The sequence below is a fragment of the Shinella sp. HZN7 genome (assembly GCF_001652565.1).
GTDB lineage: Bacteria > Pseudomonadota > Alphaproteobacteria > Rhizobiales > Rhizobiaceae > Shinella > Shinella granuli.
Genome location: NZ_CP015736.1, coordinates 1,497,339 through 1,520,210, shown reverse-complemented (window position 1 = coordinate 1,520,210; position 22,872 = coordinate 1,497,339). Strand labels below are relative to the sequence as shown.

Here is a 22,872-nt window from a genome sequence, read left to right as displayed (position 1 = left end):
CGCCACAAGCGCCTGAAACGGCATCACTTTTCCCGCTTCAGGCGAGCCAGCGCGCGAGGCGGTCGACCGCCTCGCTCATCTCCTCGAAGGATCCGGCATAGGAGAAGCGCATCGTATGATGCCCGTCCTGCGGATCGAAATCGGCGCCGGGCGTCGCCGCGACGTCGGTCTCCGCCAGCATGCGGCGGGCGAAGGCCATGCTGTCATTGGTGAAGCGGCTGACATCCACATAGGCGTAGAAGGCACCGTCCATCGGCGAGGCGACGGCAAAGCCGATTTCCGGCAGGCGCTTCACCAGGAAGTCGCGGTTCTCCCGGTAGGCGTCGCGATAGACGTTGAGTTCCGCCTCCGCCCCCAGCGCGGCCTCCGCCGCGATCTGCGAAAGCTCCGGCGCGGAGATGTAGAGGCTCTGCGCGATACGCTCGACCGGGCGCACCAGCGCTTCCGGCAGCACCATCCAGCCGATGCGCCAGCCCGTCATGCAATAGTATTTCGAGAAGGAGTTGATGATGACCGCCTCCTCGCCGAATTCCAGCGCCGTCGCCTCTTCGCCGACGAAGGTGAGGCCGTGATAGATCTCGTCCGAGATGAAGGCGATGCCGTTTTCCCGGCAATAGGCGGAGAGCGCGGAAAGGTTGGCGCGGCCGGTTACCGTGCCGGTCGGATTGGCGGGGCTGGCGAGCAGCACGCCGTCGATGCGGCCATGGGCGGCGACGGCCGCTTCCAGCGCTGCCGGCGTCAGCGTGAAGCCGTTCTCCGCGTTCACCTCGATCTCCACCGTCTCGATGCCGAGCGCGGCGAGGATGTTGCGATAGGCGGGGTAGCCGGGCCGCGCGATGGCGACGCGGTCGCCGGCATCGAACAGCGCCAGGAAGGCGAGGTTGAAGCCGGCCGACGAGCCCGTCGTGATGGCGATTCGGCCCGGATCGACGGAAACGCCGTGATGGCGCCGGTAAAAATCGGAGATGGCGCGGCGCAGCGAAAGCAGGCCGAGCGCATCCGTATAGCCGATGCGGCCGACGTCGAGCGCGCGGCGGGCCGCCTCTCGCGCCGCCTCCGGCGCGGGATGCACGGGCTGGCCGACGGCCATGGAGATCACCGGCCGGCCGGCGGCACGGCGCTTCGTCGCCTCGGCCAGCACATCCATGGCGTGAAAGGGTTCGACGGCGCCGCGGCGGGAGAGTTTCATGGGACTGCCTTCCGGTTCTTCGGGTCGCGTCTTCCTGCCGCAAGATGCCCGCCTTCACAATCCCGCGAGAGCCGAAAATCCGCCGTTTTTACCCTATCGTTTGCGCCTGCCCGGCCATAAGGTCGTTGAAGGCGCCGCGGTCCGCATTGACGTGCAGGGCCGCCAATGGCACTTCTCCGGCGCATCACGACGAGGACAGGAAAGACATGACATTCAAGACGAAGCTCGCGGCCACCGTAGCCCTTACCCTCTCGGTCGCAGCCCCCCTGCCCGCCCTTGCCCTCGACGATGCGCAGAAGAAGGAAATCGGCGAGTTCATCAAGGAATACCTCGTCGAGAACCCGGAGATTCTGCTGGACGTGCAGGAAGCCCTGCAGAAGAAGCAGGAAGCGCAGCAGCAGGCGAAGGCCCAGTCCGCCATCACCGACAACGAGAAGGCGATCTTCTCCTCGCCCTACGACATCGCGCTCGGCAACCCGGAGGGCGACGTTACCATCGTCGAGTTCTTCGACTACAATTGCGGCTACTGCAAGCGCGCGCTCTCCGACATGGACGAGATCCTGAAAGAGGACAGCAACGTCCGCTTCGTGCTGAAGGAACTGCCGATCCTCGGCCCCGATTCGCTCGCCGCCCACAAGGTGAGCGCCGCCGTGCGTGACCTCGCGCCGGAAAAATACGGCGAATTCCACCGCGCGCTGCTTGGCAACGAGGGTCGCGCGACGGAGGAAAGCGCCATCGCGCTTGCCGCAACGATGGGCCTTGCCGAGGCGGATGTCCGCAAGACCATGGCCGACAAGCCGCATGACGGCGCAGTGCGCGAGGCCTATTCGCTGGCCAACGAACTCGGCATCACCGGCACGCCCTCCTACGTGCTCGGCCAGGAGATGGTGTTCGGCGCGGTGGGCGCGGACGATCTTCGCGAAAAGATCGCCAATGTGAGGGCCTGCGGCAAGGCGACCTGCTGAAACCGCCATCTTCCTGCCATGCTGGCCGTGTTCAGCCGTTGCTGCTTGTGGACATCGCCTCCTTTGACCGGCAAAGCCCCTGCCCTTGGGGCTTTCCCTGTGGAAACCGCCGGTCTATAGGTACTTGTCTTTCCAGCATGCGGAATTGTGAATGGCTTCCACCCTGTTCGTGCTCAACGGTCCCAACCTGAACGCCCTCGGCAAACGCGAACCCGGCATCTATGGCGGGCATACGCTTGCGGACATCGAGGCGCTCTGCAAGGCGGAGGGCGAGAGGCTGGGCTTTGCCGTCGAGTTCCGCCAGTCCAACCATGAAGGCGACCTGGTCGACTGGATCCACGAAGGCGGCGACACCGCCGCCGGCATCGCCATCAACGCCGGTGCCTATACCCACACATCGATCGCCCTGCACGACGCCATCCGCGCCATCAAGATCCCGGTGGTCGAACTGCATCTTTCCAATGTGCATGCCCGCGAAGAATTCCGCCACACGTCGATGATCGCACCCGCCGTCAAGGGCGTCATCTGCGGTTTCGGCGCGCACAGCTACATCCTTGCGCTCCACGCGCTTTCGTCCATCACGAAATAAGAAAAACAAGAGGCTCATTTCCATGGCTGACAAGAAACACGGCATCGATCAGGCGCTCATCCGCGATCTCGCCAACATCCTCAACGAGACGGACCTCACCGAGATCGAAGTGGAGCAGGACGACCTGCGCATCCGCGTCTCGCGCGCCGGCACGCCGCAATTCGTCCAGGCGCCGATCGCCGCGCCCGCTCCGGCCTTCGCCGCACCGGCTGCCGTCGCCGCCGCTCCGGTCGCCGATGCGCGCAGCAACAAGAACGCCGTCACGGCGCCGATGGTCGGCACGGCCTATCTCTCGCCCGCCCCGGGCGCCCGCCCCTTCATCGAGGTCGGCGCGAGCGTCAAGGAAGGCCAGACCATCCTCATCATCGAAGCCATGAAGACGATGAACCAGATTCCGGCGCCGCGCTCCGGCAAGGTCACCGAAATCCTCGTCTCCGATGCAAGCCCCGTCGAATACGGCGAACCGCTGATCGTCATCGAATAAGGCGGCCCCCATGATCTCCAAAGTCCTCATTGCCAACCGCGGCGAAATCGCCCTTCGGGTCCTTCGGGCCTGCAAGGAGCTCGGCATCGCCACGGTCGCCGTGCATTCGACGGCAGATGCCGACGCCATGCATGTGCGCCTCGCCGACGAGAGCGTGTGCATCGGCCCGCCCCCGTCGCGCGAGAGCTATCTGAACATCCACCAGATCGTCGCGGCCTGCGAGATCACCGGCGCCGACGCCGTGCATCCGGGCTACGGCTTCCTCTCGGAAAACGCCAAGTTCGCGGAAATCCTCGACGCGCACGGCATCACCTTCATCGGCCCGACGGCGGAGCACATCCGCATCATGGGCGACAAGATCACCGCCAAGCAGACGGCGCAGGAACTCGGCATCCCCGTCGTTCCGGGCTCCGACGGCGAGGTGAAGCCGGAGAACGCCCTGGAAGTCGCCCGCAAGATCGGCTTTCCCGTGCTCATCAAGGCCACCGCCGGCGGCGGCGGGCGCGGCATGAAGGTCGCCAAGTCCGAGGCGGACCTTGAAGAAGCCGTCTCCACGGCCCGCTCCGAGGCGCTCGCCGCCTTCGGCAACGACGCCGTCTACATGGAAAAGTATCTCGGCAAGCCGCGCCATATCGAAATCCAGGTCGTCGGCGACGGCATGGGCAATGCCGTGCATCTCGGCGAGCGCGACTGCTCGCTGCAGCGCCGCCACCAGAAGGTCTGGGAAGAGGCCAACTCCCCCGCCCTCAATGTGGAACAGCGCATGAAGATCGGCCAGGTCTGCGCCGATGCCATGAAGAAGCTGAAATATCGCGGCGCCGGCACGATCGAGTTCCTCTACGAGAACGGCGAGTTCTACTTCATCGAGATGAACACCCGCCTGCAGGTGGAGCACCCGATCACCGAGGCGATCACCGGCATCGACCTCGTGCACGAGCAGATCCGCGTCGCCTCCGGCGCCGGCCTGTCGGTCAGCCAGGAAGACATCGTCTTTTCCGGCCATGCCATCGAGTGCCGCATCAATGCGGAGGATCCGCGCACCTTCGTTCCCTCGCCGGGCACGATCACGCATTTCCATGCGCCGGGCGGCCTTGGCGTGCGCGTCGATTCGGGCGCCTATCAGGGCTATAAAATCCCGCCCTACTACGACAGCCTGATCGGCAAGCTCATCGTGCACGGCCGCACCCGCGTCGAATGCATGATGCGCCTGCGCCGCGTGCTGGACGAATTCGTCATCGACGGCATCAAGACGACGCTGCCGCTCTTCCAGGACCTGATCGGCAACCAGGACATCGCCAACGGCGACTACGACATCCACTGGCTGGAGAATTATCTGGCCAGCAAGACCGACGCCTGAGGGGCGTCGGTCATGGCAGGGCGACGCAGCCGGCACCCGGAAATCACCCCGGACCTGCTTCTGCGCGCCTATTCCATCGGGCTCTTCCCGATGGCCGATTCGGCCGACGACCCGGAGCTGTTCTGGGTCGAGCCGGACATGCGGGGCGTCATCCTGCTCGATGAGTTCCACGTCTCGCGCAGCCTCGCCAAGACGATCCGCAAGAAGCCCTTCGACATCCGCTTCGACACCGCCTTCGACGCCGTGCTCGCGTCTTGCGCGGCGGCCGCGCCCGATCGGCCGTCGACCTGGATCAACGCCAAGATCAGGTCGCTCTACGGCACGCTGCACCGCATGGGCCACGCCCATTCGGTCGAAGCCTGGGAGGGGGAAAACCTCGTCGGCGGCCTCTACGGCGTCTCGCTCGGTGCCGCCTTCTTCGGCGAGAGCATGTTTTCGCGGCGCACGGATGCGTCGAAGATCTGTCTCGTGTATCTCGTCGAGCGGCTGAAGGCGCGCGGCTTCCGGTTGCTCGACACGCAGTTCACAACCGAGCACCTGAAGACGTTCGGCGCGATCGATGTGCCGAAAATCGAGTATGAGGACATGCTGGCAAACGCCTTGGCCTCGCCGCATCTGCCGTTTTGACGAAAAGGCGTGCCGTGGGTCGTGGGTCCTCGAGTCAAGCCCGAGGATGACGCAAGAAGGGAAGTCAGCGACAAAGCAGCCACCCGGTATGCCGCACCGCGCGATGCCGCATCGTTCCGGTGCTGCATGCCGAACCGTTCGATGGGAGGAAGCCAACGCCTCCCCTCCGTCATCCTCGGGCTTGACCCGAGGATCCACAGCCGCAGACGCAACATTCGTGGAAAGCGCCTTACTGGGTCTTCGCCTGGGAATCTTCCGGCGGCGGCACGTCGGACTTTGCCTTGCACTCGGTCAGCCAGACGTCATAGACGGCGTGCTCGACGGCGTTGAGGCCGGGGCTGTCAGCGAACATCCAGCCGGTGAAGATGCGGCGGATCTTGCGGTCGAGCGTGATCTCGTCGACCTCGACGAAGGAGGTCACCTTCTGCGCCTCGGTGTCGTCCCGGCTGTAGCAGACCTTCGGGGTCACCTGGAGCGCGCCGAACTGCACGGTCTCGCCGATATAGACGTCGAAATTGGTGATGCGGCCGGTGATCTTGTCGATGCCGGAGAAAACGGCGACCGGGTTCTCGATGCGGGCGGCCTCGGCGGCCACGGGCATCAGCCCGGCGCCCGCGGCGGCCACGGCAAGCGCGGCGACAAGGAACCGCCATCGGGCGTTTGCCGAGAAAAACCCTGATGTCATGAATGCCATCTCCTGCGAACCGCCCCGGCGTTCGCCGGTCGCCTGGAGCTGAAGCATTTCCGCTTTTCCCCGAAAAGCGGAAATGCTCTAACTCATTGTTTTAACGCAATTCCCGACGCAAAATCGCTACGCACTTTTGCTGGAATTGCTCTAGCGGCGAAATGTGGCCAAATCGGTATCAGTTGCCCGGAGTCCAGGCGTCGTAGTCGCCCGTCACGCGCGGGCGCTCGCCGGCGGCGGCAAGCGAACCCGGCGGGCGGTAGGCCTGGGCGGTGCCGGTCGGGTTCTGGCGGTGCGGCTTTTCCCACTCGCGGGCCTGGTACGTCTCGTCGGCCGGGGAAACGTCGGTGCGGTGGTGCATCCAGCCATGCCAGCCCGCAGGAATGGCGGAGGCTTCGGCATAACCGTTGTAGATCACCCAGCGGCGCGTGCGGCCTTCGGAATCCTTGCCGCCCTGGTAATAGACATTGCCGAATTCGTCCTGGCCGACCCGGGTGCCGAAGCGCCAGGTATGGAAGCGGGTGCCGATCGTCTGACCGTTCCACCAGGTGAAAATCTGCTTGAGAAGGTTCATGGGCTGGCGTCCTTGGCAGGGCCGTGCCGGAAGCGCGGCCCGAGACTGTTGGGCCGCCCGCGGAAAGCGGGCGATCTTTCTTTCGCTTATGGCGCGAGACCACCGGAATGTCCAGCGATTCCCGCCCCTTCGCCCCCGGCTTTTCGCCGCGGGTCAGCCGCCGAGCGGCTTCTCGTAGACATCAAGCGGCACGCCGGAGACGGCGTCCGCCGTATGCTGCGCCTCGCCCACCTTGGCAAAGCCGTGCGCCTGGTAGAAGGCAACCGCCGCCTCGTTGCGCGGATCGACCTCCAGGAGCATGGTGCTGGCATCCGGGAAGCAGGTCTCGAGCTCGGCGAACATGTCGCGGCCGATGCCCTGGCGCTGGTAGCGCGGCAGCACGTAGAGCTGATGCAGGAACGCCACCTTCGGCCGGTCCTTCGCCATGGCCGCATACCCCATGCCGGCAAGCTCCCTGCCGTTGTCGGCGACGACGAACTCGCTGTCCTTGCGCTCCAGCCGGGCCTTCAGCGCGGGCACGGCATGCCAGCGCGCGGTGATCTCGCTCACCTTGTCGGCGCCATAAAGCGCGTCATAGGTGGCGTGCCACGTCTCGGCCAGGAGCGCGCTGACCTTCGCCAGATCGCGCTCGGAGGCCGTGCGGACGAAGAACATGGAAAATTCCTTTGTTTCGAAGCGATTCCGGACGGAAAACCGCTTCACACCGTTCCTGGAACTGCTTCAGTCCTCGATGCCGAGCTTGGCCTTGACGAGGGCCTGCACCGCCTGCGGGTTGGCCTTGCCGCCCGTCGCCTTCATCACCTGGCCGACGAACCAGCCGGCAAGCGTGGGCTTGGCCTTCACCTTCTCGACCTGGTCCGGATTGGCGGCGATAATCTCGTCGACGGCCTTCTCGATGGCGCCGGTATCCGTCACCTGCTTCAGGCCGCGCGCCTCGACGATCTCCGCCGGGTTGCCGCCCTCGTTCCAGACGATCTCGAAGAGGTCCTTGGCGATCTTGCCGGAAATCGTGCCGTCCTTGATGAGATCGATGATCTGCCCAAGCTGTCCGGGTGAAACCGGAGTCTCTTCAATGGCCTTGCCGTCTTTGTTCAAGGCGCCCAGCAGGTCGTTGATGACCCAGTTGGCGGCGATCTTGCCGTCACGGCCGGCGGCCACGGCCTCGTAGTAGTCGGCGATCGCCTTTTCCGAGACGAGCACCGAGGCGTCGTAGACGGACAGGCCCAAATCCTTGACGAAGCGGATCTTCTTGTCGTCGGGCAGTTCCGGCAGGCCGGCGAGCAGCTTGCCGACGAACTCGTTGTCGAATTCCAGCGGCAGGAGGTCCGGATCGGGGAAATAGCGATAGTCGTGCGCGTCTTCCTTCGAGCGCATGGAGCGCGTCTCGCCCTTGCCGGGATCGAAGAGGCGGGTTTCCTGGTCGATGGTGCCGCCGTCCTCCAGGATGCCGATCTGGCGGCGGGCTTCGTATTCGATCGCCTGGCCGATGAAGCGGATGGAGTTGACGTTCTTGATCTCGCAGCGCGTGCCGAAGGCTTCGCCCGGACGGCGCACGGAGACGTTGACGTCGGCGCGCATGGAGCCTTCGTCCATGTTGCCGTCGCAGGTGCCGAGATAGCGCACGATGGAGCGCAGCTTCGTCATATAGGCCTTCGCCTCGTCCGACGAGCGCATGTCCGGCTTGGAGACGATCTCCATCAACGCGACGCCCGAACGGTTGAGGTCGACATAGGACATGGTCGGATGCTGGTCGTGCATCGACTTGCCGGCGTCCTGCTCCAGGTGCAGGCGCTCGATGCCGATCTCGATGTCTTCAAAGTTGCCCTGGCGGTCAGGCCCGAGCGAGATCGTGATCTTGCCTTCGCCGACGATCGGGTCCTTGAACTGGGAGATCTGGTAGCCCTGCGGCAGGTCCGGATAGAAGTAGTTCTTGCGGTCGAAGATCGAGCGGTGGTTGATCTGCGCCTTCAGGCCGAGGCCGGTACGCACGGCCTGCTTGACGCATTCCTCGTTGATGACCGGCAGCATGCCCGGCATGGCTGCATCGACGAGCGAGACGTTGGCGTTCGGCGCCTTGCCGAATTCGGTGGAGGCGCCGGAGAACAGCTTGGAATTGGAGAGGACCTGGGCGTGCACCTCCATGCCGATGATGACCTCCCAGTCGCCGGTGGCGCCGGGGATCAAGCGTTTCGGATCAGGGGTGCGGACGTCGACGATGGTCATGGGATGCTCTTTGCGAAAGCCTCGGATTTGCCTGCCTCGGTAGAACATATGGCCGGCCGGTGCAAGGCTTTGCCGCATATCCGACCCCTCTTCCCCATGGCCGCCGGTTGACAGGCAAGGCGATTCGTAACTATTATTGTTACATGAAAAGAAACAGCCGCCTTTCCGCCGTACTTCACGCCCTCATGCACATGGCCGAGCGCGAGGCGCCGATGACCTCGGACGACCTTGCGCTCTGCCTCGACACCAACGCCGTCGTCGTCCGGCGCACCATGGCCGGCCTTCGCGAGGCCGGCATCGTGCAGTCCGGCCGCGGCCATGGCGGCGGCTGGCATTTTGCCCGGCCGCTCGCCGACATCTCGCTGCTCGACATCTACAACGCGCTCGGCGAGCCGATCGTCTTCCAGATCGGCCCGGCGACGGAGATGCCGGGCTGCGTTGTCGAGCAATCCGTCAACCGGGTGATCGGCGAGGCGCTGAAGGATGCCGAGGCGATCCTGATGGCGCGCTTCGCCGGCACGACACTCGCCGACCTCGCCGCCGATTTCCGGGTGGCGGCGAAACGCTGCCGGGCCGATACCGGCTAAGCGGGAACGCCCTGCCGATACCCTGCATCGAACGACCGAGACCCCTCGGGCGCGCGATGCCGCATGTTCCACAGAAAGGATGAACCATGACCGAAGATGCCATCATCATCGGCGGGGGCTTTGCCGGCCTTTCCGCCGCCCTGCAGCTCGCCCGCGCCCGCCGCCGCATCACCGTTCTCGACACCGGCGAGCCGCGCAACCGCTTCGCCGCCCGTTCGCACGGCTTCCTTGCCCAGGACGGCCGGCCGGGCCGCGACATCCTCGCCGATGCCCGCCGGCAGCTTGCCGTCTACGGGACCGTCAGCTTCCGCGACGTGCCGGCCGAGCGGCTGGAGGGGGAAAAGGACGCCTTCTCCGTCGTCACCGGCGACGGCGGAAGGATCGAGGCGCGCCGCGTGCTGCTTGCCACCGGCTTCGAGGACCAGTTGCCGGCGATCCCCGGCCTTGCCGAACGGTGGGGCAAGACGGTGCTGCATTGCCCCTATTGCCATGGCTACGAGGTCGGCGGCGGGCCGGTCGGCGTCCTGGCGCGCACCGCCGAGGCGGCGCGCTTCGCGGCGGTGGTCGCCGACTGGGGCAATGTCACGCTCTTCACCAACACGGCGCCGGAGCCGGACGATGCGGCCCTTGCCGTGCTCGCCGAGCGCAATGTGAAGCTCCGGCCGGGCCGTGTCACCGCCATCGCCGACGGGCCGGACGGCATGCTGTCCGTCGAGACCGGGCCGGGCATCCCGACCCTGGTCAAGGCGCTCTTCGTGATGCCGGAGGCGCAGGTGCGGAGCGCCATTCCGGCCGAGCGCGGCCTGACGCTGAAGGAGACGCCGATCGGCAACATCCTCCACACCGACGACATGGGCCAGACCTCCCTGCCCGGCCTCTATGCGGCCGGAGACATCGCGCTCGGGCCGGCGAACATCTCGCTTGCCGCGGCCAACGGGGTGAAGACCGCCGTCTTCCTGCATCATTCCCTGATCTGGCCGGCGCATTGACCTTTGCGGATGTCCCGGCTATTTCGGGGCATCCGCAAATGGAGTCTTGATGTCCAATTCGTCTGAGGCCTGCTGAGGACCCTGCCCGCCACAGCGTGCGCGCAGGGTCTGGAAAAACGATGAGCCCTGCCACCTTTCGGGTGGCGGAACGTTTTTTCGCGTTCATCCGAACGCCGGACGGATTCTCAAGACAATGGACATTTCGCGCGCCGAACAGCGCATTCTCCACCTGCTCGCCCAGGGCGGCAGGATCGATATCGAAAAAGACGACAACCGGAAGATCATGACGGTCGCCTGCATCACGCGGGACGGCTGGCGGGCAAGCGGCCTCGACATCGACCTCTTTCGCAAACTGAAACGCCGGCGGTGCATCGCCTCCTCCGGCGGCAGGCCCTATCGCATCACGCAACGCGGCCTGGAGCTCGTACGCTCCCAGCAGGACAACCAGTGAACCGGCGGGAGGCGCGGCGAATGCCCGCCTCCCCTCAGAACGCGCCTGGCCCGTAGCCGACCGGTTCGTCCGCGACGAACTGCCGGCGCAGGCCGACCGATTCGACGTCGCGGTCGAGGCGCTCGGAATAGTCGATGGACAGCCAGTTCACGCTGTAGCCATGCTTCTGGAAGAAACCCACGGCGGCCGTGTTGCGGGCATGGGTCTGGAGGCGCGCCGCCTCGAAGCCCGCCGCGACGATCTCGGCTTCCATGGCCGCGAGCAGGGCGGAGCCGAGGCCCTTGTTCTGCTGCGGCGGATCGATCCAGAGGTCGCTGATCTCGTCGTCCAGCGCCTCGCGCGAGGCCCAGCCGGCCGGCCGGCCGTCGGCTTCCGCGACGCTGACCCGAAGCCAGTGACGGCCGAGGAACTGCTGGAAGGCGTTGCGGGCATAGTCGCGCCGCACCTGGAGGTCGGCGACGCCGACGACGGCCTGTTCCCAGGCTCGAACGCCGATTTCGACGAGAGCGGGAACGTCATCCTCACGGGCATTGCGAATGGCGATCATGCGGCCAGCCCTTTCCGGTGCCATGAAAGCACTGCCGGAGAGACTTGGCGAGGGAAACGAAAGGCTATCCACGGGATGATGGGAGGGATTGGAAAATGCGGCGGTGAAATCGGCGTCCAAAGGCGGCGCCCCCACCTTTCTTCCGTCATGCCCGGACGTGATCCGGCACGACGGAAGAACAGCTTTGAGGCCTATCCGCCCCTTACCACCACTTGGCCGGCGTGAAGCGGCCGGCGGCCTTTTCGATGACATGCGCGGTCTTGAAGAGGACGTCCTCCTCGAAAGGCTTGCCAATGAGCTGGAGGCTGAGGGGCAGGCCCTTGTGATCGAGGCCGGCGGGCACGGACAGGCCCGGCAGGCCCGCCATGTTCACCGTGACGGTGAAGATGTCCTGCAGGTACATCTTGACCGGATCGGATGCGAGTTCCTCGTCGGCGATGCCGAAGGCGGAGGACGGCGTGGCGGGGGTCAGGATCGCGTCGACGCCGGCATTGAAGGCGAGCTCGAAGTCGCGCTTGATCAGCGTGCGGACCTTCTGCGCCTGGAGGTAGTAGGCGTCGTAGTAGCCGGCCGACAGCACATAGGTGCCGATCATGATGCGGCGCTTGACCTCCTGGCCGAAGCCGGCCGCGCGGGTCTTCTCGTACATGTCGACGATGTCCTTGCCGTCGACGCGCAGGCCGTAGCGCACGCCGTCATAGCGGGCAAGGTTCGACGAGGCTTCGGCGGGCGCGACGATGTAATAGGCCGGCAGCGCGTATTTCGTGTGCGGCAGGGAAATGTCGACGACCTCGGCACCGGCCTCCTTCAGCCAGGCGATGCCCTGCTGCCAGAGCGCCTCGATCTCCTCGGGCATGCCCTCGACGCGGTATTCGCGCGGAATGCCGATGCGCATGCCCTTCAGCGACTGGCCGAGCGCGGCTTCGTAATCCGGCACCGGCAGGTCGACGGAGGTGGTGTCCTTGGCATCGACGCTCGCCATGGACTTCAGCAGGATCGCCGCATCGCGCACGTCGCGGGCGATGGGGCCGGCCTGGTCGAGCGAGGAGGCGAAGGCGACGATGCCCCAGCGCGAGCAGCGGCCATAGGTCGGCTTGATGCCGACGGTGCCGGTGAAGGCGGCGGGCTGGCGGATGGAGCCACCGGTATCCGTCGCCGTGGCGCCGGCGCACAGGAACGCGGCGACGGCCGCCGCCGAACCGCCGGACGAGCCGCCCGGCACCAGATCGGCATTGGAGCCGTTGGCGCGCCACGGGTTCTTGACCGCGCCGTAATAGGAGCTCTCGTTGGAGGAGCCCATGGCGAACTCGTCCATGTTCAATTTGCCGAGCATGACGGCGCCGTCGTTCCAGAGGTTCTGGGTGACGGTCGATTCGTATTTCGGGCGAAAGCCGTCGAGGATGTGGCTGCAGGCCTGGGTGTGCACGCCCTCGGTCGCGAACAGGTCCTTGATGCCGAGCGGGATGCCCTCCAGCGTGCCGGCCTTGCCGGCGGCGATGCGGGTGTCGGAAGCCTTCGCCATGTCGCGCGCCTTTTCCGGCGTCACGGTAACATAGGCGTTGATGACAGGGTTCGCCGCCTCGATCGCGCCAAGATAGGCGTCCGTAAGCTCGACGGCGGTGATCTCCTTGGCGCCGAGCTTTTCGCGGGCTTCGGCAATGGTCAGGCGGGTCAGATCGGTCATGGGAAGGCTACTTTCGGATTCGGACGGCTCGGGCGACGAAGAGGACGTTACTCGACGACCTTCGGGACCTGGAAGAAGTTGCGGTCGGAGGCCGGCGCATTGGCGACGATATCGTCCGCCTTGTTGCCGTCGTTGACGACGTCCTCGCGCTTCTTCATCTCCATCGGCGTGACGGAGGTCATCGGCTCGACGCCGCTAACATCGACTTCGGACAGTTGCTCGACAAAGCCGAGGATACCGTTCAGCTCGCCGGTCATGCGGTTTGCCTCTTCCTCGCTGACGGCGATGCGGGCAAGGCGCGCGACGCGCTTCACGGTGGCTAGATCTACGGACATGGGTGGTCTCCGCTCAGAAATTTCTACCCGCTATACTGACCAAGCCCAAGGGGCGCAACGGGGGAATGGTCCCTTCCACGCCCCCTCGCCCGTTTTCCGGCCGCTCAGCGCGAGACCACGCTGCCGACGCCCGGCACCTCGATCTTCGCCGAAGCGCCGTCCATCGCCTTCACGAAAAGATCGGCCGTCGGCGCCAGCAGGCCGAAGGAGCCGTAATGGCAGGGGATGACCGTGTCGAACGTGAAGAAGCGCTGGCAGGCGAGCGCGGCGACGGCACCGCCCATGGTGAAGCGGTCGCCGATCGGCACGAGGCCGATTTCCGGCTGGTGCAGCTCGTTGACCAGCGCCATGTCGGAAAAGATGTCGGTGTCGCCCATGTGATAGAGCGTCGGCTCGTCCTCGAAATGCAGGACAAGGCCGTTGGCATTGCCGAGCGAATGGGAAACGCCGTCCTCGGTGATCTGCGCGGAGGAATGCAGCGCATTGACGAAGGTGGTCGAGAAACCGTCGAAATGCACGGTGCCGCCGGTATTGCCCATGTCGACCTTTTCCACGCCCTTGGCGCCGAGCCAGGCCGCAAGGTCCGCATTGGCGAGCACGGTCGCGCCGGTCTCCTTCGCGATCCCGATCGTGTCGCCGACATGGTCGCCGTGGCCGTGGGTCAGCAGGATATGGGTAAGGCCCGCCACCGCGTCCTTGCGGGTCGCCTCGTCGAAGGCGGGATTGCCGGTGAAGAACGGATCGATCAGGATCCTGGCTTTCGCCGTTTCGATCCGGAAGGCGGAGTGGCCGAGCCAGGTGATTTTCATGCTTGTTCTCCCGTTTGGATCCTTGGCGCAATATAGAACCGGCGAAGGCCGTTTCCATCCATCGCCGGATCGTTATAAGCGTGGCCTTGAAGATGGAGCAACATGCAAGGAGCCGCCATGAGCGACGACGACTATATCTATGACGAGGCGACCGGCGAATGGCGGCCGGCATCCGAAATCGCCGCGGAGAAGGCGGCCCGGAACCAGGTGCGCGATGCCAGCGGTACCGTGCTTGCCGATGGCGATTCGGTCGTGCTCATCAAGGACCTGAAGGTGAAGGGCGCCGGCCAGACGCTGAAGCAGGGCACGGTGATCAAGTCGATCCGCCTCACCGACAATCCGGACGAGATCGACTGCCGGCACGAGACGATCAAGGGGCTGGTCCTGCGCACGGAATTCGTGCGCAAGCGCTGAGAGGGGCCTTCATGGCAACGCTGACACTGGAAGAACTGGCCGCAACGCTCGCGCCCGGCCAGCCGATCGCCGGCCTCGACCTCGGCACCAAGACCATCGGGCTTTCGGTCTCCGATCTCGGCCGGAGGCTGGCGACGCCGCGGCCGGTGCTCAAGCGCGTGAAGTTCACCCAGGATGCCGAGGTGCTGCTGGCCTTCGCGGCCAAGGAGAAGGTCGCCGCCTTCGTCATCGGCCTGCCGATGAACATGGACGGCAGTGCCGGGCCGCGCGTCCAGGCGACGCGCGCCTTCGTGCGCTCCATGGCCGACAAGACCGACATTCCCTTCGTCTTCTGGGACGAGCGGCTGTCGACGGTGGCGGCGGAGCGCACGCTGATCGAGATGGACGTGTCGCGCAAGAAGCGGGCCGAACGCATCGATTCGGCCGCCGCCTCCTTCATCCTTCAGGGCGCGCTGGACAGGCTCTCGTCGCTCGCAAGGGCGGCGGACGCGGACTGACGGCGGGCCTGCCACCAGGCGGCAATCTTCCTGCGGCGCCGGAAGGCGATGATGCCGAGCACGAGGAAGCTGTCGACGATGATGGCGCGCAGCACCAGCGGCGGCAGGTCCTCCGGCGGGATGCCGAGGATATGGCCGTAGATCTGGAACACCAGGTCATGCGCATCGCGCGTCAGCATGAAGAAGCCGAAGCTCATGTCGTAGTAGGAAAGCCCGTACCAGCTGCCGAGCAGCGCAATGGGGCCGGCCCAGAGAATCAGGAACCACTTCATGCCGCCCTCCTCTTCGGTGCGAGAAGGTCGCCGGCCGCAAAGACGATCTCGCTGACCGCCACGCCCGCGGCGATAACGAGAAGCGGAACGACGATATCCACCGCCACGAAACAAAACAGGGTCGTCATGACCGAAATCCGGGCCGTTCTGGCCATAGGCTGCACTCGCTCACATGGTTAACACCAGGTAAACGGCACCTTCACCCGTTAACCCTGTTCGCGCAACGCAAACCCGTCATTAAGGTTAATTTCCACACGGGTCCCGTCGGAGGTGAGCCTTGCAAGCCCGCGCAAGGCGTGGAATGAGCAGCGACCATCCCTCGCCCGCCCGGTTGCCATGCTCGCCATCTTCGAAAGCATCCTTCCCGTCTTCCTGCTCGTCGTGCTGGGGGTCTTCCTCAAGCGCTGGCGGCTGATCGACCGCGACATGTGGAACGGGCTCGAGCAGCTCGGCTTCTTCGTGCTGTTCCCCTGCCTGCTCTTCACGACGCTCGCCAAGGCGGAATTCTCCGGCATCGCCGCCGGCAGCGTGGCGCTCGGCTCCATCGGCTCCGTGACGCTCATCGCGGCGCTTCTGGCGCTCGCCTGGCCGCTTTTCCGCGCCGCGCAGGTTCCGGGCGCGTCGTTCACCTCCGTTTTCCAGACCTCGACACGCTGGAACGCCTTCATCGCGCTGGCGATCGGCGAGAAACTCTACGGCGCGGACAGCCTTGCCCTCGTCGCGCTCGTGGCGACGCTGATCATCATTCCCCTCAATTTCTACAATATCGCCGTTCTCGTCTGGTTCGGCGGCGGCACGCGCAGCCTCAGGACGTTCGCACAGAAAATCGTCACCAATCCGATGATCATCGGCTCGGTGCTCGGCGTTGCGATCAACCTCTTGGAGATCCCGATCTACGCGCCGCTGATGCAGGCGACGGAACTCGTCGCCGACACCTCGCTCAGCCTCGGCCTGATCATGGTCGGCGCCGGGCTGAAGCTCGCCGATGCGCTGAAACCCCGGCCGCTGGCGCTGCTGCCGGTCGCATTGAAGCTCGTGTTCATGCCGCTGGTCATGACGGCGGCCGCCTATGCGCTCGGCATGCGCGGCGAGCCGCTGCTGACGATCGCCATGGGGGCAAGCGTACCGACGGCGATGAACGGCTATGTGCTGGCCAAGCAGATGGGCGGCGACGCGCCGCTCTATGCCGCCGTCGCCACGCTGCAGACCATCGCCTCGTTCTTCACCATCCCCGTCGTGCTGGCGACGACCGCCTACCTTGCCGGCGGATAGAGCAGGTCGACGATATAGGCCGAATCGAAGCGCGAATCGAGCATGCCATAGGTCGAGCGCCAGCCCGAGGCGAGGCGCGTTTCGAGGAAGGCATCGGCGATGCGGCCGGCACCGGCACGGTAGAGCTCGGCAGCGGCGGCGGCAAGCGCCAGTTGCTCGACCAGCATGCGGGCCGCTCCCTCGTCGCGCTCGCAGAGCGACAGCGCCGCGCGCAGCACGTCGACCGTCTTCTTGCCGGCCGGGCCGAGATCGCGGGCAAGACCGGCGAACAGCATCTCGAACAGGTCCCTGCCCCGGCCGATGACGCGCATCAGGTCGAGCGCCATGACATTGCCCGAGCCCTCCCAGATCGCATTGACCGGCGCCTCGCGGTAATGCCGCGCGATCGGGCGTTCCTCGACATAGCCGCTGCCGCCGATGCACTCCATCGCCTCGTAGATGAGGGCGGGCGCGATCTTGCAGCACCAGTATTTCGTCACCGGCGTCATGATGCGGGCATAGGCGGCGTCCTCGGCGCTGTCGCGCGCCTTGTCGAAGGCCTCCGCCAGGCGCAGGGAGAGCGCGGTCGCGGCCGCGACGTCGAGCGCCATGTCGGCAAGCACGCGCGTCATGATCGGCTGGGCGACCAGCGGCTTGCCGAAGACGCTGCGGCCGCGCGTGTGGTGCACGGCCTCTGCGAGCGAGGCGCGCATGATGCCGGAGGAGGCCAGCGCGCAGTCGAGCCGCGTCAGCGTCACCATGTCGAGGATGGTGCGGATGCCGGCATCGGGCGTGCCGAGCAGGAAGCCGAAGGTTTCCGAGAACTCGACCTCGGACGAGGCGTTGGAGCGGTTGCCGACCTTGTCCTTCAGGCGCTGGAAGCGCAGGCCGTTGCTGGAGCCGTCCTCCAGCAGGCGCGGCACGAGGAAGCAGCCGACGCCCTCGCGGGTCTGGGCGAGCATGACGAAACCGTCGCTCATCGGCGCCGACATGAACCACTTGTGGCCGGAGAGCCGGTAGATGCCCTCGCCGACGCGCTCGGCGGTGGAGGTGTTGGCGCGCACATCCGTGCCGCCCTGCTTTTCCGTCATGCCCATGCCGATGGTGACGGCGCTCTTCTGCATGGCGGGCTTGTTGGTGCTGTCATACTTGCGCGACAGGATCTTCCGGCCCCATTCGCGCTGCACCTGCGGCGAGACGGACAGGGCGGCGACCGAGGCGCTCGTCATGGTCAGCGGGCAGAGATGGCCGCATTCGAGCTGGGCGGTGAGGTAGAAGCGCACGGCGCGTACCTTGTGCGCCCTGCCCTTCTCGTCCGGCACGTTCTCCCACAGCGAGGAATGCAGGCCGCTCGCCATGGAGCGGCGCATCAGCGCGTGCCAGGCGGGGTGGTAGTCGACGACGTCGAGGCGCTCGCCGCGCGGGCCATGCGTGCGCAACTGCGGCACGCCCTCGTTCGCCATGCGGGCGAGTTCCTGCGCTTCCGGCGAGGTCACGTAGCGGCCGATCGCGTCGAACTCGTCGCGCAGCCCCTTGGGCATGGCGTCGGTGGCATCGACCAGCAGCGGGTCGGAGCGATAGGCATTGATGCCCGACCAGAGCGGCGGCTGGTTGAGATCGGCGAGTTTCTGTTCGGTCGTCTTGTCGCGAGTCATGAGCGGGTTCTAGCCCAAGTCGCGGCGGGGCGAAACGGGGCCTTGCGGCTGCCGACGCGCTCGGCTTCACAAAAGCGTGGGAATGCGCGGGCTCGCCGCCGCTTCGCCTTGCCGCGGGGGAACCGACACTCTATAGACCCCGCGTATCCACGACAGTTGAGGCGGAGTTTCATGGACTTCTTTCCGCATCGCCACCTTCTCGGCATCAAGGGCCTGACCGAGCAGGAGATCACCCACCTGCTCGACCGCGCCGACGAGGCGGTGAAAATCTCCCGGCAGCGGGAGAAGAAAACGTCGACCCTTCGGGGCCTGACACAGATCAACCTGTTCTTCGAAGCCTCCACGCGCACGCAATCCTCCTTCGAGCTTGCCGGCAAACGCCTCGGCGCCGACGTGATGAACATGTCGGTCGGCAATTCCTCTGTGAAGAAGGGCGAGACGCTGATCGACACGGCGATGACGCTGAACGCCATGCACCCGGATGTGCTGGTCGTGCGCCATTCCTCCGCCGGTGCCGCCGCGCTTCTCGCGCAGAAGGTCTCCTGCTCGGTGGTCAATGCCGGCGACGGCCAGCACGAGCATCCGACCCAGGCCCTGCTCGACGCGCTGACCATCCGCCGCGCCAGGGGCAAGCTCTCGCGCATCATCGTCGCGATCTGCGGCGACGTGCTGCATTCGCGCGTCGCCCGCTCGAACATCCTGCTGCTCAACGCCATGGGCGCGCGCGTGCGCGTCGTGGCACCTGCAACGCTGCTTCCCTCCGGCATCGCCGACATGGGGGCGGAGGTCTACCATTCCATGGCGGAAGGCCTGAAGGATGCGGACGTCGTAATGATGCTGCGTCTGCAGCGCGAGCGCATGTCCGGCGCCTTCGTGCCCTCGGTGCGCGAATATTTCCATTATTACGGGCTCGATGCGGAAAAGCTGAAGGCGGCGAAGGAGGATGCGCTCGTCATGCATCCCGGGCCGATGAACCGCGGCGTGGAGATCGCCTCCGAGATCGCCGACGGGCCGCAGAGCGTCATCGAGCAGCAGGTCGAGATGGGCGTCGCCGTCCGCATGGCCGTGATGGAAACGCTTCTTGTTTCGCAGAATCAGGGTGTTCGCGCATGACCCGCACCACTGTCCTGAAAAACCTCCGCATCCTCGACCCCTCGCGCAACGTGGACGAAAAGGGCTCCATCGTCATCGAGAACGGCAGGATCGCCGCCATCGGCAGCGGCGCGCAGAACCAGGGCGCCCCCGAAGGCGCCGAGATCGTCGACGGCCGCGGCCTCATCGCCGCCCCCGGCCTGGTCGATGCCCGCGTCTTCGTCGGCGAGCCCGGCGCCGAGCACCGCGAGACGATCGAATCGGCCTCCCGCGCCGCGGCGGCCGGCGGCGTCACCACCTTCATCACCATGCCGGACACCGATCCCGTCATCGACGACATCGCGCTCGTCGAGTTCGTGCTGAAGAACGCGCGCGACAAGGCGATCGTCAACATCCACCCGGCCGCAGCCCTCACCAAGGGGCTTGCCGGCGAGGAGATGACCGAATTCGGCCTCCTGAAGGATGCCGGCGCCGTCGCCTTCACCAATGGCCGCAACCCGATGCACAATGCGCAGGTGCTGCGCCGGGCCATGACCTATGCCCGCGAATTCGGCAGCGTCATCGCGCTCGAAACCCGCGACAAGTATCTCGGCGCCGGCGGCGTGATGAACGAGGGACTGCTCGCAAGCTGGCTCGGCCTTTCCGGCAGCCCGCGCGAGGCCGAACTGATCCCGCTCGAACGGGACCTGCGCATCGCCGGCCTGACGCGCGGCAAATACCATGCGGCGCAGATCTCCGTGCCGGAATCGGCCGAAGCGGTGAAGATCGCGAAGGAACGCGGTGCAGACGTCACCTGCGGCATCTCGATCAACCACCTGACGCTGAACGAGAACGACATCGGCGAATACCGCACCTTCTTCAAGCTCTCCCCGCCGCTGCGCGGCGAGGACGACCGCAAGGCGATGGTCGACGCGCTCGCCCGCGGCGAGATCGACATCATCGTCTCCTCGCACGACCCGCAGGACGTTGACACCAAGCGCCTGCCCTTCGCGGACGCCGCCGACGGCGCGATCGGCCTCGAGACCATGCTGGCGGCGGCGCTCAGGCTGCATCACAGCGGCGAGGTTCCGCTGATGCGGCTCCTCGATGCGCTCTCGACGCGGCCGGCGCAGATCTTCGGCCTCGATGCCGGCACGCTTTCGCCCGGCGCGCGCGCCGACATCGTGCTGATCGATCCCGACGAGCCCTGGCTTGCCACCAAGGACCGCTTCGTCTCGCGCTCGAAGAACACGCCCTTCGAAGATGCCCGCTTTACGGGACGCGCGATTAGCACCTATGTTGCCGGCAAACGGGTGTATTCGCTGGACTGAACGGGACGTCGGACTGGCGGAGAGCGTGGATCCTCGGGTCGAGCCCGAGGATGGCGGAAGAAGGAAGACCGGAAGACGTTGAGAAACGTTGCCCCTGCCGGACCGTTTGATGGGGTCGGTAGCACCTCCCCCTCTCCGTCATCCTCGGGCTCGACCCGAGGATCCACGCCCCGCATGCAGACATTGGAACGGGGGAACTGACGTGTCCGACATCTTCACCTGGCAGCTCGGCGTCCTGCCGACGCTCGCCGCCCTCGCCTTCGGCTATCTCCTCGGCTCCATCCCCTTCGGCCTGGTCCTCACCCGCATGGCCGGGCTCGGCGACGTGCGCCAGATCGGCTCCGGCAATATCGGCGCGACGAACGTGCTGCGCACCGGCAACAGGAAGCTCGCCGCGGCGACCCTGCTGCTCGACGCCCTCAAGGGCACGGCAGCCACCGCCATCGCTTCGCGCTGGGGGCTCGATGCCGGCCTTGCGGCGGGCCTTGCCGCCTTCCTCGGCCATCTCTTTCCCGTCTGGCTCGGCTTCAAGGGCGGCAAGGGGGTCGCGACCTATGTCGGCCTGCTGCTCGGCCTCGTGCCTGTCATGCTCGCGGTCTTCGCCGCCGTCTGGATCGGCCTTGCCTATCTGACGCGCTATTCGTCCCTCTCGGCCCTGGTTGCAACCGCCGTATCTCCGGTTGTATTGTGGTTTCTGGGTCACGAGAAGGTGGCGGCGCTCTTCCTGCTGCTCACGCTCGTCACCTGGTGGAAGCATAGTGCCAATATCGGCCGCCTCCTGAGCGGTACGGAAAGCAAGATCGGCAGCAAGGGATAGAGATGGACGAGCGCAGCGCAAGGACACGGGGCATTGCGCTGACGGAAAGACAGAGGATCGCCTGGCTGCGCCTCATCCGCAGCGACAATGTCGGGCCGGTCACCTTCCGCGAACTCATCAATCATTTCGGCAGCGCCGAGACGGCGCTGGAGATGCTGCCGGAGCTTTCCCGTCGCGGCGGCGCCTCGCGCGCCATCCGCGTCGCCAGCCGGGCCGAAGCCGAGCGCGAACTCGACATCGCCGACCGGCACGGCGCCGCCTTCGTCGGCATCGGCGAACCCGACTATCCCTTCCTCCTGCGGCAGATCGACGGCGCGCCGCCGCTCTTGGCCGTCAAGGGCAACCGGGCCGTCGCGGCGGCATCGGCCGTCGGCATCGTCGGCGCCCGCAATGCGTCCCTGTCGGGCACGAAATTCGCCGGACTGCTGGCGCGCGAGATCGGGCGGGCGGGCTATACCATCGTCTCGGGCCTTGCCCGCGGCATCGATACGGCCGCCCATCGCGCCAGCCTCGACACCGGTACGGTCGCGGCCATGGCGGGCGGGCTCGACAAGCCCTATCCGCCGGAAAACATCGGCCTGCTTGCGGAAATCACCGAAGGGCAAGGCCTCGCCATCAGCGAAATGCCCTTCGGCTGGGAGCCGCGCGCCCGGGACTTTCCCCGCCGCAACCGGCTGATCGCCGGCATGTCGCTCGGCCTGGTGGTGGTGGAGGCGGCGGTGCGCTCCGGCTCGCTGATCACCGCGCGCAACGCGGCGGATTTCGGCCGGCTGGTCTTCGCCGTGCCCGGCTCGCCGCTCGATCCGCGCTGCGAAGGCACGAACGGCCTTCTCAAGGACGGCGCGACGATCACCACCACGCCCGAGGATGTCCTGGAAAGCCTGCGCCCGCTATCCGAGCCCGACCTTTTCACCCCCCGCCCCGGCGCCGACGAACCCGCCGAGGACACGCCGCCCGCCCTGCGGCTTCCCCCGGGCGATGGCGAACGGGCGCGCATAACGGACGCCTTGAGCCAGGTGCCGGCCGAAATCGACGAGATCATCCGCCATACCGGCATCGCCGCGGCGACCGTCTATCTCGTTCTCCTAGAACTTGACCTTGCCGGCCGGCTTCAGCGGCATGCCGATGGCCGGGTCTCGATGACCCCGGACTGAAAGCGGCCTGAGGCCGGTCAGGATGTCGCCTGCCTCGACATAGGCCATCTCGATCAGATAGCCCAGCATGTCGGCGCCTTCGTTTTTCACGACCGTGCGCAGCTCGCCCAGCATCTGCCGGGTGTAGGCAAGGTTTTCCTCTGTGGTGTGTGGCGGGAGGGCGGACTTGGCTGGTTTCGGGTTCATAGCGCTTCCGTTGCACCTACGTTTAAGAATCACCGTCAGGTTGCAATTCCTATACCCAGGGAAAGATACAACGATTATTCATAATTGCAATCTCTGATTAATCTCGCAATGGTTGTATCTCGTTGCATC

Annotated in this window: 28 protein-coding genes; 15 read left to right on the top strand and 13 right to left on the bottom strand. The window is 65.9% G+C overall.

From position 1 onward, the window contains the following. Positions 1 to 37: 37 nt before the first annotated feature. Entirely contained in the window at positions 38 to 1,189 is a 1,152-nt protein-coding gene (locus tag shn_RS07325; RefSeq protein WP_064329826.1) for a pyridoxal phosphate-dependent aminotransferase, read from the bottom strand. A gap of 206 nt (positions 1,190 to 1,395) precedes the next feature. Here shn_RS07325 and shn_RS07320 point away from each other — a divergent pair, with 206 nt between their 5' ends. From shn_RS07320 to aat, 5 genes are all read left to right on the top strand, one after another. Then, entirely contained in the window at positions 1,396 to 2,154 is a 759-nt protein-coding gene (locus shn_RS07320; protein ID WP_064329825.1) for a DsbA family protein, read from the top strand. 151 nt (positions 2,155 to 2,305) lie between these two features. Next, complete coding sequence (gene aroQ, locus shn_RS07315) at positions 2,306 to 2,743, top strand: type II 3-dehydroquinate dehydratase (protein ID WP_064329824.1); 438 nt, start codon at positions 2,306 to 2,308, stop codon at positions 2,741 to 2,743. 22 nt (positions 2,744 to 2,765) lie between these two features. Beyond that, positions 2,766 to 3,227, top strand: coding sequence for an acetyl-CoA carboxylase biotin carboxyl carrier protein (accB, locus tag shn_RS07310; protein WP_064329823.1), 462 nt, complete (start codon positions 2,766 to 2,768; stop codon positions 3,225 to 3,227). A gap of 10 nt (positions 3,228 to 3,237) precedes the next feature. Beyond that, a complete protein-coding gene (gene accC / locus shn_RS07305; RefSeq protein ID WP_064329822.1) occupies positions 3,238 to 4,584 on the top strand; it encodes an acetyl-CoA carboxylase biotin carboxylase subunit in 1,347 nt (448 codons plus the stop codon). Positions 4,585 to 4,596: 12 nt separating this feature from the next. Further along, complete coding sequence (aat, locus tag shn_RS07300) at positions 4,597 to 5,211, top strand: leucyl/phenylalanyl-tRNA--protein transferase (protein ID WP_064329821.1); 615 nt, start codon at positions 4,597 to 4,599, stop codon at positions 5,209 to 5,211. A 229-nt stretch (positions 5,212 to 5,440) separates the two neighbouring features. On the opposite strand, the gene shn_RS07295 is transcribed toward aat, so the two are convergent. From shn_RS07295 to gatB, 4 genes are all read right to left on the bottom strand, one after another. After that, positions 5,441 to 5,896: a DUF2155 domain-containing protein gene (locus tag shn_RS07295; RefSeq protein ID WP_064332483.1), complete on the bottom strand. Its 456-nt coding sequence runs from the start codon at positions 5,894 to 5,896 to the stop codon at positions 5,441 to 5,443. A gap of 178 nt (positions 5,897 to 6,074) precedes the next feature. Continuing rightward, positions 6,075 to 6,470 (bottom strand): NADH:ubiquinone oxidoreductase subunit NDUFA12, encoded by a 396-nt coding sequence (locus shn_RS07290; RefSeq protein WP_064329820.1) that lies wholly within the window; start codon positions 6,468 to 6,470, stop codon positions 6,075 to 6,077. A gap of 153 nt (positions 6,471 to 6,623) precedes the next feature. Then, positions 6,624 to 7,124, bottom strand: a complete 501-nt coding sequence (locus shn_RS07285; RefSeq protein ID WP_064332482.1) for a GNAT family N-acetyltransferase — start codon at positions 7,122 to 7,124, stop codon at positions 6,624 to 6,626. Positions 7,125 to 7,190: 66 nt separating this feature from the next. After that, on the bottom strand, positions 7,191 to 8,693 hold the full coding sequence (gene gatB / locus shn_RS07280) for an Asp-tRNA(Asn)/Glu-tRNA(Gln) amidotransferase subunit GatB (protein WP_064332481.1): 1,503 nt from the start codon (positions 8,691 to 8,693) through the stop codon (positions 7,191 to 7,193). 143 nt (positions 8,694 to 8,836) lie between these two features. On the opposite strand from gatB, the gene shn_RS07275 reads away from it, so the two are divergent. From shn_RS07275 to shn_RS07265, 3 genes are all read left to right on the top strand, one after another. Then, entirely contained in the window at positions 8,837 to 9,280 is a 444-nt protein-coding gene (locus tag shn_RS07275) for an Rrf2 family transcriptional regulator (RefSeq protein WP_064329819.1), read from the top strand. 86 nt (positions 9,281 to 9,366) lie between these two features. Then, the gene (locus tag shn_RS07270) at positions 9,367 to 10,269 is read left to right on the top strand and encodes an NAD(P)/FAD-dependent oxidoreductase (protein WP_064329818.1); all 903 of its coding nucleotides are present in this window, start codon (positions 9,367 to 9,369) and stop codon (positions 10,267 to 10,269) included. A gap of 193 nt (positions 10,270 to 10,462) precedes the next feature. Next, positions 10,463 to 10,720 (top strand): YjhX family toxin, encoded by a 258-nt coding sequence (locus shn_RS07265; RefSeq protein WP_064329817.1) that lies wholly within the window; start codon positions 10,463 to 10,465, stop codon positions 10,718 to 10,720. A 34-nt stretch (positions 10,721 to 10,754) separates the two neighbouring features. On the opposite strand, the gene shn_RS07260 is transcribed toward shn_RS07265, so the two are convergent. The 4 genes from shn_RS07260 to shn_RS07245 form a co-directional block, all read right to left on the bottom strand. Next, on the bottom strand, positions 10,755 to 11,267 hold the full coding sequence (locus tag shn_RS07260; protein WP_064329816.1) for a GNAT family N-acetyltransferase: 513 nt from the start codon (positions 11,265 to 11,267) through the stop codon (positions 10,755 to 10,757). A gap of 202 nt (positions 11,268 to 11,469) precedes the next feature. Further along, complete coding sequence (gatA, locus tag shn_RS07255) at positions 11,470 to 12,951, bottom strand: Asp-tRNA(Asn)/Glu-tRNA(Gln) amidotransferase subunit GatA (protein ID WP_064329815.1); 1,482 nt, start codon at positions 12,949 to 12,951, stop codon at positions 11,470 to 11,472. Positions 12,952 to 12,998: 47 nt separating this feature from the next. After that, positions 12,999 to 13,286, bottom strand: coding sequence for an Asp-tRNA(Asn)/Glu-tRNA(Gln) amidotransferase subunit GatC (gene gatC / locus shn_RS07250; RefSeq protein ID WP_064329814.1), 288 nt, complete (start codon positions 13,284 to 13,286; stop codon positions 12,999 to 13,001). A 104-nt stretch (positions 13,287 to 13,390) separates the two neighbouring features. Continuing rightward, positions 13,391 to 14,095: a metal-dependent hydrolase gene (locus tag shn_RS07245; protein WP_064329813.1), complete on the bottom strand. Its 705-nt coding sequence runs from the start codon at positions 14,093 to 14,095 to the stop codon at positions 13,391 to 13,393. Positions 14,096 to 14,212: 117 nt separating this feature from the next. Between shn_RS07245 and shn_RS07240 the strand changes: the two genes are divergently transcribed. Both shn_RS07240 and ruvX read left to right on the top strand, forming a co-directional pair. Then, the gene (locus shn_RS07240; RefSeq protein WP_064329812.1) at positions 14,213 to 14,509 is read left to right on the top strand and encodes an alkylphosphonate utilization protein; all 297 of its coding nucleotides are present in this window, start codon (positions 14,213 to 14,215) and stop codon (positions 14,507 to 14,509) included. Positions 14,510 to 14,520: 11 nt separating this feature from the next. After that, on the top strand, positions 14,521 to 15,006 hold the full coding sequence (gene ruvX / locus shn_RS07235; protein ID WP_064329811.1) for a Holliday junction resolvase RuvX: 486 nt from the start codon (positions 14,521 to 14,523) through the stop codon (positions 15,004 to 15,006). Here the strand turns inward: ruvX and shn_RS07230 are convergent. Together shn_RS07230 and shn_RS37415 are read right to left on the bottom strand one after the other, a co-directional pair. Then, positions 14,952 to 15,278, bottom strand: a complete 327-nt coding sequence (locus shn_RS07230; RefSeq protein ID WP_064329810.1) for a DUF6105 family protein — start codon at positions 15,276 to 15,278, stop codon at positions 14,952 to 14,954. The genes ruvX and shn_RS07230 overlap by 55 nt on opposite strands. Further along, positions 15,275 to 15,406 (bottom strand): hypothetical protein, encoded by a 132-nt coding sequence (locus shn_RS37415; RefSeq protein ID WP_256388511.1) that lies wholly within the window; start codon positions 15,404 to 15,406, stop codon positions 15,275 to 15,277. The genes shn_RS07230 and shn_RS37415 overlap by 4 nt, the downstream gene beginning before the upstream one ends. Before the next feature lie 208 nt (positions 15,407 to 15,614). Here shn_RS37415 and shn_RS07225 point away from each other — a divergent pair, with 208 nt between their 5' ends. Beyond that, entirely contained in the window at positions 15,615 to 16,550 is a 936-nt protein-coding gene (locus shn_RS07225; protein WP_064329809.1) for an AEC family transporter, read from the top strand. On the opposite strand, the gene shn_RS07220 is transcribed toward shn_RS07225, so the two are convergent. Next, complete coding sequence (locus shn_RS07220) at positions 16,532 to 18,184, bottom strand: acyl-CoA dehydrogenase family protein (protein ID WP_064329808.1); 1,653 nt, start codon at positions 18,182 to 18,184, stop codon at positions 16,532 to 16,534. The two genes, shn_RS07225 and shn_RS07220, sit on opposite strands and share 19 nt — an antisense overlap. A 171-nt stretch (positions 18,185 to 18,355) precedes the next feature. Between shn_RS07220 and shn_RS07215 the strand changes: the two genes are divergently transcribed. The 4 genes from shn_RS07215 to dprA all read left to right on the top strand — a co-directional run bounded on the left by shn_RS07215 (position 18,356) and on the right by dprA (position 22,557). Further along, the gene (locus shn_RS07215; protein WP_064329807.1) at positions 18,356 to 19,297 is read left to right on the top strand and encodes an aspartate carbamoyltransferase catalytic subunit; all 942 of its coding nucleotides are present in this window, start codon (positions 18,356 to 18,358) and stop codon (positions 19,295 to 19,297) included. Beyond that, positions 19,294 to 20,586: a dihydroorotase gene (locus shn_RS07210; RefSeq protein ID WP_064329806.1), complete on the top strand. Its 1,293-nt coding sequence runs from the start codon at positions 19,294 to 19,296 to the stop codon at positions 20,584 to 20,586. The genes shn_RS07215 and shn_RS07210 overlap by 4 nt, the downstream gene beginning before the upstream one ends. A 211-nt stretch (positions 20,587 to 20,797) precedes the next feature. Beyond that, positions 20,798 to 21,403 (top strand): glycerol-3-phosphate 1-O-acyltransferase PlsY, encoded by a 606-nt coding sequence (gene plsY / locus shn_RS07205; protein ID WP_245337400.1) that lies wholly within the window; start codon positions 20,798 to 20,800, stop codon positions 21,401 to 21,403. A gap of 2 nt (positions 21,404 to 21,405) precedes the next feature. After that, positions 21,406 to 22,557 carry a DNA-processing protein DprA gene (gene dprA / locus shn_RS07200; RefSeq protein WP_064329804.1) on the top strand — a complete coding sequence of 384 codons (1,152 nt, stop codon included), beginning with the start codon at positions 21,406 to 21,408 and terminating at the stop codon, positions 22,555 to 22,557. Here the strand turns inward: dprA and shn_RS07195 are convergent. After that, positions 22,489 to 22,743 carry a hypothetical protein gene (locus shn_RS07195; protein ID WP_064329803.1) on the bottom strand — a complete coding sequence of 85 codons (255 nt, stop codon included), beginning with the start codon at positions 22,741 to 22,743 and terminating at the stop codon, positions 22,489 to 22,491. The genes dprA and shn_RS07195 overlap by 69 nt on opposite strands. Positions 22,744 to 22,872: the final 129 nt, after the last annotated feature.